Annotated in this window: 7 protein-coding genes; 1 reads left to right on the top strand and 6 read right to left on the bottom strand. The window is 38.7% G+C overall.

All coding sequences use genetic code 11. From position 1 onward, the window contains the following. Positions 1 to 4: 4 nt before the first annotated feature. On the bottom strand, positions 5 to 772 hold the full coding sequence (locus JOC78_RS06800) for an SH3 domain-containing protein (RefSeq protein ID WP_204553744.1): 768 nt from the start codon (positions 770 to 772) through the stop codon (positions 5 to 7). A 252-nt stretch (positions 773 to 1024) separates the two neighbouring features. On the opposite strand from JOC78_RS06800, the gene JOC78_RS06795 reads away from it, so the two are divergent. Further along, positions 1025 to 1513: a hypothetical protein gene (locus JOC78_RS06795; protein WP_204553743.1), complete on the top strand. Its 489-nt coding sequence runs from the start codon at positions 1025 to 1027 to the stop codon at positions 1511 to 1513. Positions 1514 to 1688: 175 nt separating this feature from the next. Here the strand turns inward: JOC78_RS06795 and JOC78_RS06790 are convergent, their stop codons facing one another. The 5 genes from JOC78_RS06790 to JOC78_RS06770 all read right to left on the bottom strand — a co-directional run bounded on the left by JOC78_RS06790 (position 1689) and on the right by JOC78_RS06770 (position 15178). Beyond that, entirely contained in the window at positions 1689 to 2423 is a 735-nt protein-coding gene (locus tag JOC78_RS06790; RefSeq protein ID WP_239587033.1) for a nuclease-related domain-containing protein, read from the bottom strand. A gap of 31 nt (positions 2424 to 2454) precedes the next feature. Beyond that, on the bottom strand, positions 2455 to 2670 hold the full coding sequence (locus tag JOC78_RS06785; protein WP_204553742.1) for a hypothetical protein: 216 nt from the start codon (positions 2668 to 2670) through the stop codon (positions 2455 to 2457). A gap of 209 nt (positions 2671 to 2879) precedes the next feature. Beyond that, positions 2880 to 3734, bottom strand: coding sequence for a hypothetical protein (locus JOC78_RS06780; RefSeq protein ID WP_204553741.1), 855 nt, complete (start codon positions 3732 to 3734; stop codon positions 2880 to 2882). A gap of 64 nt (positions 3735 to 3798) precedes the next feature. Further along, positions 3799 to 8097 carry an S-layer homology domain-containing protein gene (locus JOC78_RS06775; protein ID WP_204553740.1) on the bottom strand — a complete coding sequence of 1433 codons (4299 nt, stop codon included), beginning with the start codon at positions 8095 to 8097 and terminating at the stop codon, positions 3799 to 3801. A gap of 259 nt (positions 8098 to 8356) precedes the next feature. Further along, entirely contained in the window at positions 8357 to 15178 is a 6822-nt protein-coding gene (locus tag JOC78_RS06770; RefSeq protein WP_204553739.1) for a carboxypeptidase regulatory-like domain-containing protein, read from the bottom strand. Positions 15179 to 15550: the final 372 nt, after the last annotated feature.

The raw sequence follows: 15550 nt of genomic DNA, 5'->3' as shown, positions 1-15550 counted from the left end.
GCCTTTACTTAATTGAAGTGATATCCCCACATGCCGAAGCGCAGCTACCATCCCGCTCTCTTGAACCAATCCAGCCTACTCCTTTTGCATAGTAATCATAGTAGCGGTGAATGGAGTAACCATCATTCGTTTCGACAGCAACCTGTACTACGTTTTTAAAAGTACCAACCGGCGTCTTGCGTGTGACGCTTGTCGATGTGATCATATGTTTGGATACCGCGTAATAATCATCTCCGCTGAACACGTTTGTCCACACAGTACCTGCTTTAATTGGATATTTTAAATCCTGTGTTTTTATAAATTTGCCTGAATAGTAATAGCCGCTGAACAAACCTTCTAGGCTTTCGGAAAAATAGAGAACATTCTCTTCCTTTTCTGCGTAGGTAAATATACTTCTCCACCGATCATAGCCCCCGCTCGTCCCGATGTACTTCATAGTCGATGAGCCTTCATAGTATGAATAGGAATATTTCTTTGATTTTTGAGGAAGGTAGCTATTTGTTAATTTTAAATACATAGCCGGAACATAAGCTGGTTTGCCATTATAGCGAACTTCTGCCCATCCACCAGGCCTTGTAGAATGGACATAAACTACATTCCCTTTTTTAAACGATCCAACTGATTTTGCAGAAGGGCTAGGATTTTCACGTGCAATTAAAGTTGATAAAGATACAGTTGTTTTTTGGGGGTTCTCCGCTGCTTGAGAATCAACAGTATTTATACTTAACAGCATAATTAAAGAAAATAAAAGGCTGACAGCTAGTTTCTTCATAACATCCAACTCTCTTTCTTTTGTAATAGGTAAATTATTCTACAAAAGAGCAATTATACCTTCTTCCCTTCTATTAAGTTACTTATTTAAAGTCACTGTTTTTCATGATAAATCCGCTTATATGTAGTAGAACAAGGTCCCTGTCCTTGGCTCCTCCTTTCCAAAAGTTTCCGTATTTAACTCTTTGTTTGGTCTACACTTAGTCCAAAAGTAATACAATGCAAGGAATGTAAAATAAAGGAGTGAGTAAACATGGAAAACAAAACCATTATTAAAACTCAAAAATACTATCTGTTTCTAAAAGAAATGAATCGTCTGCATAATATGGGGCGTAATGTCGTGACACACTCAGATTTCAAAATAAACCTAGCAAAAAATCTAAATCTATGGGAAAATCTCGAAAAACAGCGCAAAAAGGATGATATAAGGGCTTTTATTGATGGTACATTATCGGAACTATTTTTAAGTGGTTATATAAAACGAGTAGAGACAGCTGAATATAGAATCACAGATACTGGAAAAGAATTTTTAGATGAGTTACGCGAAACTCTTAGAGAAAGTTTCTTCTTTGAATTTCCATCAATAGATAAAGAGTTATTGGAGGAAAAAGCGAATGAAGCGATAGTAGTCAATAAGCAATTCGAATATTCGCCTATTGATGATCAAATCTTAACAGATGATGATATTGCCGAATTGGCTTTAGAAGATTATCGAGAAGTTTATCAAAATTATTATATTTAAATTCAAAAGTTTAGCACCAGCAAATATAAAGAAGTGCTAAACCTGATTTTTTCCTGTAAGAAATTTCATAAAAAGGACAGGTTGCTCAACTTAAAAATCCTTGTAGAGATCGAATCTCCACAAGGATTTTTAACATTACTTGGTGGAATAACGGATGTGTCCCTTTATCATTCCCTTAACTTATAAGCAATTGCTCCAATTTCTCTTTATCTTGTAAAGAAACTTTCTTCTTCCCTTGGTAACTCAATATATATTGAAGCATATGGCGGTTATCGCTATGTGAAAATACGGGGATATCCGAATCATTATGAACCATGACACTGCAATCTGGGTTAGCGAAGTAGACCGCCCCCTGAATCCAGGTATCTACACCATTCGATTTCAATAAACGCGATAACCTATAGACATGGGTTGAAACTTGTTTAATAGGATTGTAAAAGGTCTTATTATATGGATTGCCCTTTCTGCCAATCTTATACTGTGTCAGCTGCGTGTCGTCTGAATTTCCTTGAATCTCACCATTAAGATTTTTAGTCTCTATTACAAAGATCCCATTAGGACCAACAATAACATTGTCTAATTGACTTTTTTTCCCTTCTGCTATTATTTCTAAATCTGAAAAAACTGTATAGTCCTCTGGAAGTTGTTTGAAAAACTCTAAAGCCTGTTTTTCCCCTTTTAATCCTGACCTCAGTATTTGGATCTCTTTAACAAGCTGTTTATTCTTTCTAGCGGGTATCGTCATTAAAGCGAAGCAAATAATTGGTCCTATAAGAGGCAGGATAGATAAATGCAAGATAAACGCCCCAATAGTTAGTCCTAAAATACTAATGCTTCCACGCCGTTTTGCCCCATTTAATTTCTTGATATCCGTTTCTAAATGATTCTTATTTGAGATGATTCTAGCCATAGTAATTTCCTCTCTGCTCATCAAAATTCTTTTAAAAGTGATTGTGCATGTTATTGTTCATTTGTTGTTGCATTTCCATATCTCTTTGATGATGTTCCATAGCCTCCCGTTCCATCGTCTGGCGCTGAAATTCCATCGTTTGCTGTAACAATGTATTGTCATTCTTTTTCACTCTCTTGCCTCTCCCACTCTTCCAAACAAAATTTTCCAGAATAATAAAAGCTATAATTAGAAGAATTAACTCCATGTTGATCTCCTTTATAAATAGATGATTTCTATTTATTATAGTATCAGATTTTTCTAAAATTGGAAGAGCGGCTAGGGGACGGGCATCTTGTTCAACTAGAGGTAACTTAAGAGTCTTTCTTTAATCGCAAAAAGAAGTTAGTGCTCTCGAGCAACTAACCTCTTTGCTTTATTTTATTTGGGACAAGGGACCTGTCCCTCTGTCCCCTTTCACTTCCAAAATTTAATCACCCGTTTTTCTTTTATAATCGTTTCTCTTAATCTTTTAAGTAAAATATTTTTCATGTCGACATTTCCATCTTCTACATAAAACATGGTATATAAATTATACTCGGCTGCCTTCTTCATCAATTCGGCAAGTAACAAAAGACCTCCACCACTTAGCCGGTCTGAAGCTTTAACGTAAAACGATTGACAGAGAATCATGTTACTTGCTATCTTTTCACAAATAATCCAACCTTTTATTTCACTCTCTACACACAAAGCGAAGCTTGTGTCTTTATCAAAACGTTCCATAGCCCTAAAAGAAATAAGGTAATTGAAAGACCACTGATCGGTATCATTTTTTAGCTTAGACACTTCAGATTGATGTAGGTTCTTCCATGGAACGATTTCTACGCTTTTAAATTTGCTTAGTTTTGTTAACCACTTGTGTCTATGTAATTCTGGAGGAGAACAAATAAATGAAGTTACCATAGGCAGTGATGGTGTCCAGCCTTTTTCAAGAAAAATATTTATCATTTCCTCTTCATCTGCATCTGTATGCAAAATCAATTCGAAGGAAGTATAACCTTTTGTCTTTAATACCTCTTCTGTTCTAAGTAATAGAATATTAACTGCTAAATTATGATCTTCCTCCACTCGGACAGTAAAATAAGTAACATTGGCTTTATTGTTGTTGACTTCTAATTCAGCAATTGAAATACCAATTGGCTGATCTTCCAATAATATTCCTAGTGCTTCAACACGCACTTCGGCCTCCTTAAAAAGCCCTAAATGCCTTGGCAGCATCAGGTTACGAAAAATCGAATAATTATCTTTATCAACATTTACTGTATTAAACATGGCTTCCACCTTATAAAAAGAAAAGCCCAATGATACGGACTTTTCTTCTCAAATTTATTTCTACCTATTGAAAGGAATCACTTTCCGGGGAATATGTGAATTCATTTGCATTTCCTGTACCGCTCGTATAAAAATTATTTTCTAATTTAAATTGACCTGTTGCATTATGATCTGTTCTAGAAACCTTAAGCATTGATTGTGGAACAGGTGCCTGACTAAATTCAGCCCACGTATCTGTGCCATTTCCAAATGTCAATGTGATAGTATCGTCAGCACTCATTAATCCATCAGGATCAAGGGTTAAAGTGTTAGAATCTACTGCAATACCAACATTTTCTACTGTTTCACCTGTTGCTTCCGCACTAAAATCATCCTCTGCTAACGGGCTTGCAAACCAAGAGGAAATACTATTAAGATCAATTTCTATATTTTCATTATCTGGAAGATCCATGTGCAATGAGATAGTGACAGCAGGCTGAGATGTTGCGGAACTTATTGTTCCATTCTTAACACTGGCAGATATCGTCTGACTCACACCGTACTTTACAACTGCACCTGAGCTAGTAACCTCTGCTACCTGTACGTTAAAAGATGGTTGTATCTCTCCATTTTCAGGGAGATCGTCCCATCCTGATAGTATTTCTCCTACATTTGGTCTTGGGGGGTTTGTTTCTTCACTAAGTTTATAAACAAACTTATTTCCATCAGCAGTTGCAGCTGCAGGACTTACATTAACGGTAGCTGTATTATCTTCTAGGTTCCTTGTAACTTCAACTCTTAATCCTGAGACAGGCCCCTGGATTGGCAGATCATTCGCTGTAACGACTTCTGTATCTGTCCCAGGAGATTCATTTCCATATTTATCAACGGCCACAATTGTGTATGTGTAAGCTTTTTCTGGTGTTGCTTCCTCGTCTGTAAAGGATTCAACATCACCATCTACTTCAGCTAGCTGAAATTCAGGAATTCCAGCCTCGGTTCGATAAATATAATACTTTTCCAAATCAGTTTCTGTATTCGGTTCCCATTTTAATATATTGCGAACTCCACCAGCAGCCTCTGTATCCGTATCCTCACTTTTTACAGACAACCCTTGTACTGCAGCTGGTGCTACTTTATCTCTTAACCTGATAACCCCTGTCGTTTCACTAGATGCCACTGGCGTTCCTTCCCCATTAAAGATAGAAGAACCATCCGCTGGTGTAATACTGATAGATTCTTTCCCATTTGGAATTCCTTCCACCTCTAAATACGCTCGTACCTGTGTTTCACCGCCATATAGTGGATCACCACGGAAATCACCTAGAGATTTTATTTTCACATTAGTGGCTGTACCAGATCCCTTTACAAAAGATAGTTTCAGGTCAGATACTTCTATCGCTTCGTTCTGTCCATTATCTCCATATACGCCTTCGTTAAAGATAATGTCAATATATTGGTTATCTCTATTAAAGGCAGATTTAATAAAAGGCGGAGTATGATCTTGCAACAGGATAGTGCCTCCGACTGAACTCTCACCATTGTCATTCTTGGCAAAAACACCTATCCCCACAGCACTCGCAGGAACACTTGTATTTTCACGTATTGCAAAGCTAGTCACATCTGCGTCAACTTCACTAATTGGCTCACCTATTTTATCACCCAAGATATTTACATAGCGAATAACATATTGGGTTGTTCCATCCGCATTTCCAGGCACCCATGTCAACTCTCCACTAATTTCACCTTTAGAAGGATCAAGATCGGTAAAATAATTTACGGTTACCCTTTCTTCTGGCTCACCTACGAGATGTGTGACTTCTGAAGAATAGAGCGGAATTTGTGGCAACCCTGGGATATTATCAAGATCAATGACATCTTGAAAATTGTAGATGGTTATATCCTTTCCAGATTGATCGCCAACTACATTTTTTATATTACTTTTATTTAATGATAAAGTAACTTTGTCTCCGGCCACTAAGTTATCAACTGTTCCAGCCAATACAAACAGCGGAACATATTCACTCACATTATTTTGGATAGCTTCTATAGATAGTCCCGAGACTCGAATAGTTTTAAGCACTCCTCCCTCTGAAATTGAAGTGAATTGAACACCAGGGACTTCCACTTTTTCACCGTCAAATGTGAATGAATATAATTTTAAATCTTTTAAATCATCTTCAGTAATGCCTTGAACTTCTGAAGCTTGAATGTCTATTTGGCCAATTGCCACTTTTTCTTTCAAAGGATATAAACCAAATGCATATAATGGCTTTTCGGTTCCCGTAAATTCTTCTGAACTGCTACCCTCTTTAAAAGCATTAGGCAATTTGGGTGAATCAAATAACATCATATTTAACATGAGCGCTCGTGTAAGGAACGTAACTCCTGTCACGTTAATTTCTTCTGAAGCATTAGAAATGTTGCCGGAAGAATCAACCGCATACAAAACATAGGATCCAGGAGAGAATTCGGTTAAATCAAATTCTCTAGCTACCCCTGGTGCCACCGCTTTCCTAGCCGCAACTTTAAAATTCGACTCCCCTTGGTTATTCACAGCGGCATTTAAAGCGTCAACCGTTTTAACTGTATTTTTAGGAACTAAATATAAATATCCCTTTTTGCTGCTTTTCGCACTTACTTTTCCAAGAGTCGAACCATCTAGCGGATTTAGAGAAATAGAACCAATCTCTATTTCTGATAATCGCGGTACAGATATCGACGGGGCACTTCCACCACCGCCGCCTCCACCAGAACTCGGCACATCAGGGTTTTTCTCTCCGCCCACTTTTTCAATATTACCTTTTACTTGATCGTAGTTTTTAATCACTTCATTCGGCTTGACGCCATTAGGGAACTTAAGATTCTCTACTTTTGTATCATTACCCAGTAAAAATTTAGATTCTTTGTCTTTTGTTTCCATCATTCCAATCTTTCCAGTTGTTTGTAAGGAAACAACCGATTGTTCTGATGCTATGATACTTCCAAAATCTCCAGATCCAGAAATTGTGATGTTTCCATTGCCCATCACAACTATTTCTCCTACATTCGCATTTATTGTTAAGTTATTTACACCAGAAGGAATAATCAGTTTGGCTATGACTGCTGATCCTTCCGCTTGAAATACCACTAGACTTCCAATCATAATAGCATTCGTTTTTGTATTTCCCTTATATTCAATTACGGCATTCGGCTTATTAATGTCCAATTGGTTCAAGTTAGAGTTATTAAATATTACTGATGCTCCGTCTGCTGAATCTTTAGCAGCAGCTGCTTGGTATTTACTACTATATGATTTCCGATTTAAAGATTTATTAGAGAGAGTTTGTGCTTCATCTGAAATAATCGTTTTCCCTTCAACTTTTACACTTTCCGCATAAAACGATTTTTCTACACTTTTCCCTATTTGCAAATTGCCCTTGATGGTAACATTCTGCAAAGTGGTAAAATCTCCGTTTACGATCACGTCAGCATCAATAACTGCGCCTTTGCCGTCAAAGACCACATGATTAGCGTATGGAGCGGTTTCATTAAGACTGGCCTTTCCACTTGCAGTTAGTTCAATCTCTTCTATTTTTTTGATTTTTCCGTCAATTAGAGACAGATTCATTCTTGCACCTTTTAAAGCATTTAGGTTAGTGGAGTTTAGCCATGTCTTCAATTCCTCTGTCAGTTCATATGTCCCTGATTTCAAGACAATTTCTTTTTCAGTGATATTGATGATTTCGGACGAAACTTTACTCTTTGACTGTTCGCTGCGAATGATAAAGGATGCCATTTGGCCACGCAGCACTGGTTTGTTTGGCGAGAAGGTCGTAGGGGTCGTTCCTGTTGTAATCTCTTTATCAAGTAACGGTTTGACGTATTCTGCAAACCAATCATCTTTTTTTACATCTGTGAATGGTGAGTCCGTTAACTGGCCTTTTTCAAATTTGAAGGACAGCGCAATAATTTTGGCCATCTGGGCACGTGACAATGGTTCATTCGGTTTGAATTGATCATCGTACCCCTGAATAATGCCGGCATTGGCCAAAGCTGCCACATATCCATAAGCCCAATCACTTTTCGTCACATCCTTGAAGCCAGGATCTTTCACATTTTTGGTGTCCATGTTAAGCGCCATTGCAATAATCTTGGCTGCCTGGGCACGCGTCACTTTTGAATAAGGACGGAATGTTTGATCGTCATATCCTTTGATGACTCCGCGTGCGTTCAGACTTTTCACAGCTTCATAAAAGTGATCATTTTTGTTTACATCTTTAAAATAATCCTTATTTTCCTCAGCACCTGCCTGCGGTGCAAAAGCAACAATAGTACTTGTGGCGACAGAAGCACAAATCACAGAACTCAAAAGTTTCTTATTCTTTTTATAGTTATTAGACATATGATCCTCCAATTTTAATATTCTTACAAATATTATTCTTGATTAATATAATGCTTAATGTGATTAGTTTATCAGTTTTTTCTGTTACTTTCATCATGTTTATTTCGACAAAAATAGTGATTTAGTCTTTGTGTCTAATAAAAAGCAAACCAAAAGACCTAATAGCAAATTAGTGAGGGTTCTTCAAAAGGATAGGCAGCGAAATACAATACATAAAAAAATCCTGCCCCAGTTGAACTTAGGGCAGGACTTTTTTTACTTATTTTTCGATAATCTCTAACGCATTGTATAGCAATTTAGCTGCTTGAATACGGCTTGCGTGTTCGTTTGGCGCGAATACTTTCTTGCCGTTTTGTTCACGCCCACTGATGATGCCTAATTGCGCTGCCATGTTTACATGCGGCTTCGCGTAGTCATAGATGTCAGCTTGATCTACAAAATTCGCTTCTTTTACTGTTTTTGGCAGTGCTTCTGGTTGCTTGTATTCAATCGCACGAATGATCATTGCCGCCATTTGCTGACGCGTGATTTTGTCGTACGGCTTGAACTTGCCATTGTGCCCAGTAATAATGCCTGCGCGACTTGCTGCTTCCACTTCCATTGCCGCTTCCTTCATTTGCTTCTCGGTTACATCTGGGAAGATGCCTTCATAGGAACGAACCGGAAGCTGTAAGGCTCTTGCTAATAGCATTGCAAATTGTGCGCGCGTGATTTGATCATTTGGCGCAAAGTGATCCGGGGTTTTTCCATTAATTATGGATCTTGAAGCCAACACTTCGATGTAATCGCGTCCCCAAGCTGTGCTTGCTGACTGCACATCGCTAAATGTTTTCGCCTGCTCAATAACCGCGTATTTAGAGAAGTGATTCACAGTGAATGTCATTTCTCCATTCTTCACTCGGCCACCTTGATACTCCCATTTCTTCGCTTGCTCATTTAAATAATAAGCAGCGGCTTTACGTGCATCCTTCACGTTCTTCACTGGAACCGTTACTTGAACCGGATCTTTAGATGTAGCAATAGAAGTAGCTTTTCCGGATTTTTCTGTCGTAATGCTAAAATCATACAGCGCAGAAGCAAATGTTTGCTTCTTGCTTAGCTGCGGCAGATCACCTGCCACTGCAGTTTTTGGAGCAATCACAAAGCTGATTTCTTCACCTGCTTTTTCTGTCATTGCTTTCAGCGTAGCAGCAGTAAATGACAACTCCACACCAGCGGCCGAAATAACTACCGGCTTCTTGCTAGCAGCTGCTTTCTCTAAAACTGCTTGGCCAACTACTGCTTTATACGATTTCGCCTCTTTGTTTTCAGGTACTTCAATTACAACAGATTTTGCTTTTTCATCTTTAATCTGATCCTCTACTTGTTTCTCATCCACTCTTAGCTGCTGCTCACCTGTCTTTTCATCAAATTCAGGCTTCCCTGCTGCTGGCGGCTCTGGCGTCACAACACCTCCACCGCCTCCTGAACCTGGGTTAGAAGTAGCTGCTTCTGTTGTAAACGTAAATTCTTTCGTTCCAATGACTGGTTTACCTGCATAGTCCACCACTTGATCACTAACTGAGAATTTGTAAGATTGGCCTTTTTCCCAGGCAGCGTCTGGTTTAAAAGTAATCGACTTCGCCAGCTTCTTCGTCGGATCTTCTTCAAAGAATCCTGCTTCTGTCTCTTTGTAGCCATAAAATTCTTGAGTAGCTACATTCATTCCAGCTATGCTTTCATTTCCTTTTTTCACTTCAATCATCGTGGAAAGATCCTCTATAGCAACAAGGCGGTCAAACTCAATCGTAATGCTAGATCTAGTTTTCACATTTGTCGCATCATTTGCAGGTATAACTTTAATAATCTTCGGTGCTGATGTCTGCACAAGCGGTACATTCAATTGTGTTTCTGGCGGCGGAACCGTCACAAACCGACTGGCATAGTCTTCATATGCCGGTTTAACGAATTTCACTTGCCATACACCTTGTGGTACGTCCCAGCCATAGCGGCCTTCGTCATTCGTTACTTGGTTGTTGATCTGTCCATATTTCTCTGCATCCCATTCTTTCCAGTTCTTAACATCTGCTGAGGCAAGAGCGGCATTTTCATTCGCATCAAGACCTTGGAAAACAGTGGCTGTAACGCCTTCTAATCGGTTTTCCATACTGCCTTCAAATACGAAACCTGATGGATCGATTAGGACTAATACCTCAATTAAAGGCACACGATATTCTTTGTCACCCTTTTTATAGACAACTTCGAATAATTGTTCTCCAAATGACGCCCATGGCCCTGGGAAGATTCCCGTAAACTCATTACCGTTTTTCGTCATTTTCACTGTTTTACCGATAAAGTCAATAGAGGCTTCATCTACTTCTTTATCGAATGCAAGCTTCACATTAATTGGCATATTTTCACTAATCGCCATTGTAGCGATGCCAACATTTGGGTTTAACTTCACATTTTTGTTCCATCCCGCATTCACGTTTACACCCGTGATGACTGGAATTTCCTCTTGATAGTCGACTTGCACTGGATCAGATGTATAAGTGTTGCTTCCATTGATGACTTTTGCGTAAAGCGTATGTGTGGATGCTTCTAGGTTAGGCAGCTTCACATCTGCGTGCCACCAGCGTCCTTCTACTTTTGTCGTTGCTAAGCGTACATCTCCGTCATACACTTCCACCGTTGTTCCTGGCTTTGCACTTCCATATACTTTGATTTCTGCTTTACCAGTCGCAGCTGGTGCATTTAATGTGACGAATAAAATATTCGTTGTTGCTGATAAAACTTTTTCTGTATCATTTGCGCCAAGCTTCGCCGTTACATGAACGATTGGATCTTGATCATTAATCGCTTCTTTCACTTTTGCTTCAAATGTAATGACACTTTCGCCTTTCGGTGCTTTAAGATCGGCTTTAGCAACAGCTTTACCATTTAAAGCAATTGATGCTTCAGTGATCACCACATTTTCCGAGATCGTTAGATTGATTGGCTGCTCAACGTCCGTCTTATTATTTGTCTCTAGACGATACTTCACCGTTTTTCCTGGTGCGACGATCTGAGAGTTTCCAGAAAGCGTGCCAGTTAATTGATCAGTAGCTTGTTTTGATAAAACGATCTTTTCCTTTTGCCCATCCGTTGTAAACTCCACTAGCTTTTCAAATTCAGGGTAATCATAAGCACTTACCTTCAATTGATAATTTTTACCCTGAGTTAGATTAGAAATGCGAAGTTGACCGTGACGGTTTGTGTACTCGCTCGTTACGTATTTTTCACCGTCATAGACGTGTATGTTAGTAAATGGAACAGGCTTTTCATTTGTATCCACTGTCGTTATCTCAAGATAAGAACCGTCTTTCTCAAGAGTCAGTTCAATCAAGTTACTAAGATCTGCAGCTGCCATTGTTTGAGAAAATGGTTTATACCCTTGTGCATGAATAGAGAAATGCAAGTCACCTGAACTTGGAATCCCTTTTAGCTCGAATTTCCCCTCGCTGTCGGTTGTGATGTAATTACTATAGTTATTTCCACTGACATATACATTGCCTTTTGCAAGTACACTATCCGCTGACGTCTTCACAACCCCTGTAACATCGCGTGCTGCTTGTAATTCAATCGTCAGCTCTTTGTTTTCAGTCAAATCGACGGTCGCATTGTAAGTAGTGAAGCCGCTTTTGCGAATCGTTAACTGATAATCATCGGCTGCGAGAGCGTCGACTGAATCTCCTGATATCATTGATTTCTTTTCAATAAAAGCTTTTTCATATCCGAATAGATTAGATACTTTATTGCTTGAGAGCGTCGTTGTAAAACCCTCTAGATCTTCTCCGTTGCTATTTTTCACAACTAACTTCAATTGATTTGTTTTTTCTGCTACTTTATCCACCTTGATGACGAATGGTTTAGAAGCATCAGTTACTTCTACTTCACCAGTTGTCGCTTCATAAACTCCTTTAGCAGCCACTTGGTAAGAGTAAGTACCCGCCGGAAGCTGCGTGAAAGACTTTTTCCCGCCCCAACTTGTTAATAGACCATTTTCACCGACAAAACCAGAAAAGAATTTTCCAGTATCCTTATGCGTTAAAGATACACGCACGTTTTCTGTGACTGCTTGTCCTGCCCCATCTTCTACCTTAAATTGTACATCGTCTAGGTAAATTGGAAGATCAAGCGTCACATTCTCTAAGTCTGTTGTTTCAGCCTTAATGGCCATTGGCAAATCAGTAAATGAGCTTTTATAAGCCACACTCACTTGATAACTGCCTTTTGGTACAGAGTCAAACACGAAGTTACCCGTTGCACTCGTGACCGTTTCTACTGATTTACCCTCAGCAGTTTTTAAGATCACTACCGCTGTTTCAGTTAAAGCTTTTTGTCCAGCTGTTACTGTTCCAGAAACCTTCACGGCATCTAATTTCACTTCTACTTCATTTGATTCCACGCGGTTACCCGCTGCATCCGTTGCAGCTACTTTGAAAGTATAAACTCCACCAGCAGTTAAGTTCTTAAGTTCGTAGCTTGGTGTAGTTACATTTTTGGCTACTGACACCCATTGGTCGCCATTTTTTTGTAAAACTTCATATTCTGCATCAGGATCTACAGGTGCCCATGAAAGGGTTTGTTTTTCAACTGTCACAACCGGTGCAACTGGCGGAGTCAAATCAACTGTTAAAGGAACCTTAGCTGATTTCTCTTCTTCAAATTTTACATAGACTAGATACATTCCCTCTGCTGCAAACGTTCCTTCAGCTGTAAACGTACCATCTGCTGCCGATTGTCCCGTAGCAATCGTTGATTCTTGATTTTCTTTAACAGCGATTAAGCTAAATGGCTTATTCGCGGGGCCCTTACCCGTAAAGTTCACGTTCTTCTCATTCACGACTGAACGCTCTGAAAGAACCGTAACTCCCCCAGGTGTTTCAGATTTAATCGTAAATTCACCTTTCACCGTTTCCATTGCTTTCGTAAATGGATTCTCAAATGTTGTTTCTAGCGTATACGCACCAGCGGCTAACTTTTCCGCTAATTCTAAATGAACCCAACCAATTGAATGTCCGGTGAATGTTTGAATTATTCCCTGTGAATTCTTTAACTTATAAGTAACAGGTTTTTCTGCTTCATACTTGTCACTCATCATCTCTTCAAGCAAGAAGTCCCCATACGATACTTCTTGATGTGCTTGTAAATGATGCTTGCCTTTTTGGTCCGTAAACTGCTCCGCAAAACGAAACGAGTATTCTTGATCGCTTTTAATTTCTAATGTCTTTCCTGAAGCAACTTCTACTTCGTTCGTTCTCCAGAATAATTGACCTTTTTCATAGTATGTTTGGAAATTAATAAGAGCTTTTCCTGGCAAGGCATAAAACTCGTTATTCATTTCTCCACCTACATGAAGTTTCGTGTCTGGATAATAAATACTGCCGTGCCCACCGTTCGTTTGTGGAGCAAATGGTGTATTAATACTTACTTTTACTGCTTGGTTTTTTTCATTTGTGAAATTCACGTTTGAGTCTGTCGATTGAATTTCTTTTGTGAGCATATAATATTTTCCGTCTACTTCTCCAGCATATGAAACAACTGCGTTATCTCCCTCTGGAAGCCTCAGTTGATACTCTTGAATTGTCCCGGCAGAACCTGCATGTAGACGATCCATATTCACTGAAAATGTGCCGCTGCCAGGAAGTTTCACTTCTACTTCTCTGCCATAATTCTTTAGATCAATAGATGAAAGTGTGCGGATCTCTGCACCTGTGTAATCTTGACTATAAAAAGCAATTAGAGGTACACCTGTCGTTCCATTAGGGCTTAATTTAAAGCTAGCCTGCACCTTATACCTCTTGCTATCTTCTAACTGAATATCTTCAAGCTGATCAAAATTAAGAATACCATGCACGTATTCCGAATTATCTCCATCAGAAACGACTGCTTGGTTAAAGGAATCCAAGACATATCCGTCAGGTGCCATAACGGAAATCCCTTTACGAACAGTGATGTCTTGTGTGACACTTCCATGATCTGATGATACTTTAACCGTGTAATCACCTGGTTCAAGCATTAAATCGTTCACTTGAACATATGAATGAGTTAAAGTCTGACTATATACATGATTAATTAAATCTGACTTTTTGAAAATCTCAACCTTTCCATTAGGAAGATCATAGATAAACAAATCTCCTTTTTGCACTTTCAACTCGCCATTTAAAGATTGGCTAGAAGAGTTTTGACTGAAATGAAGATTCATGCTAGAAGTTGCACTTCCACTAAATGAGAGCGTGCGATTGCCCGTAATTGCTGGATTAGCTACTTCCCAAGACTCTTGTTCTCCATGAAGGGTAATATGTTCATACGTGTCCTTGGGTATAAAAATATTACCGCTAAAGCCTTCAGTAAAATGGATATTCGCATTAAAATAAGCTGACCAGTTACTAATTGAAATACTATTTAAATTAGTAAACTCGCTCGGCGTTAGTTGAACGTTTGCCAATCCTTCTTTTGAGAAATGGAACTGCTCAGTCTGTTCATTCGCAGTAAATGTTTTTTTAGAGATGTATGCGTGGTTGTCTGTACCCATGCCACTTAATGTAAAATAAACCAGGCGATCACGCTCGATTAACAAGCCTTTTTCATTATATAACTGATCATTAAGTACTTTTTCTCCGTATTTATAAGAATATTGAAGGTTCACCCCTTCTTGCATATCGCTTACATTCGGAGAGAACAGCAGTACATTGGAGTTCCAAGGCACCTTATTGAGCGCTTTCCATTCTGCACCCGTGCGAGTTTGGCTGTCAATGTATCTAATATGATCTGTACCGACTTCTAGTTTGTACACTATTTCCATTGTGTAAGAACTTAAGTCATTAATTGAATCTGGCAACTGAATAGTTTGACTCGTCCAATCGACTTGGGCATCATAATACGTGTTAGTCTCATCAAACAGATTAACATACCCGTTTATTAATCTATAATCATTCGCCGTTTCAAGAGACAATGTATGACTTGTCTCCTCTGCCTGACCAGTTAGTGGAGCTAAATTAGGCAGTAAAACACTTAATACAAGCATAAAAGCTAAAAATACCCGGAATTTTTTATCCAAATCCTCACACCCTTCTAATATACGAAGTTACTATTTTCCTACTACTTTAGTTTATATGACAAAAGATGGATAAACAATAAATAAATGGAATTGACTTTATTTTTTTTGATGAAATGATACAGTGGAGACGGTTCTTGTGTTTCACACTCACCGAAAGAATACCTCCTTTGCATTAGTTAGGTATGCATGCGTATTGAAGATAAAAGTATAAAAGGAACATCTATTGAACATAAACCAACAAATCTTACCAGTGTAACTTACTGCACGAACTTCAACTTAGAAAGGGCCAACTAATTCAGCTCTTTGCACCTAGAATTAGTACCTATATTACGAAGATTTTTTATATTCCGATTTAAACGTGTCCATTTCTTA

It is taken from the genome of Bacillus ectoiniformans, from assembly GCF_016908875.1.
Lineage (GTDB): Bacteria > Bacillota > Bacilli > Bacillales > Domibacillaceae > Bacillus_BX > Bacillus_BX ectoiniformans.
Note: the sequence above shows the minus strand (reverse complement) of the source record. Positions and strands in the feature narration are given on the sequence as shown.

Coding starts and splice junctions, on each gene's coding strand:
- JOC78_RS06795 (WP_204553743.1), top strand. CDS start 1,025: ATGGAAAACAAAACCATTATTAAAACTCAAAAATACTATCTGTTTCTA.
- JOC78_RS06775 (WP_204553740.1), bottom strand. CDS start 8,097: ATGTCTAATAACTATAAAAAGAATAAGAAACTTTTGAGTTCTGTGATT.
- JOC78_RS06800 (WP_204553744.1), bottom strand. CDS start 772: ATGAAGAAACTAGCTGTCAGCCTTTTATTTTCTTTAATTATGCTGTTA.
- JOC78_RS06790 (WP_239587033.1), bottom strand. CDS start 2,423: ATGGCTAGAATCATCTCAAATAAGAATCATTTAGAAACGGATATCAAG.
- JOC78_RS06780 (WP_204553741.1), bottom strand. CDS start 3,734: ATGTTTAATACAGTAAATGTTGATAAAGATAATTATTCGATTTTTCGT.
- JOC78_RS06785 (WP_204553742.1), bottom strand. CDS start 2,670: ATGGAGTTAATTCTTCTAATTATAGCTTTTATTATTCTGGAAAATTTT.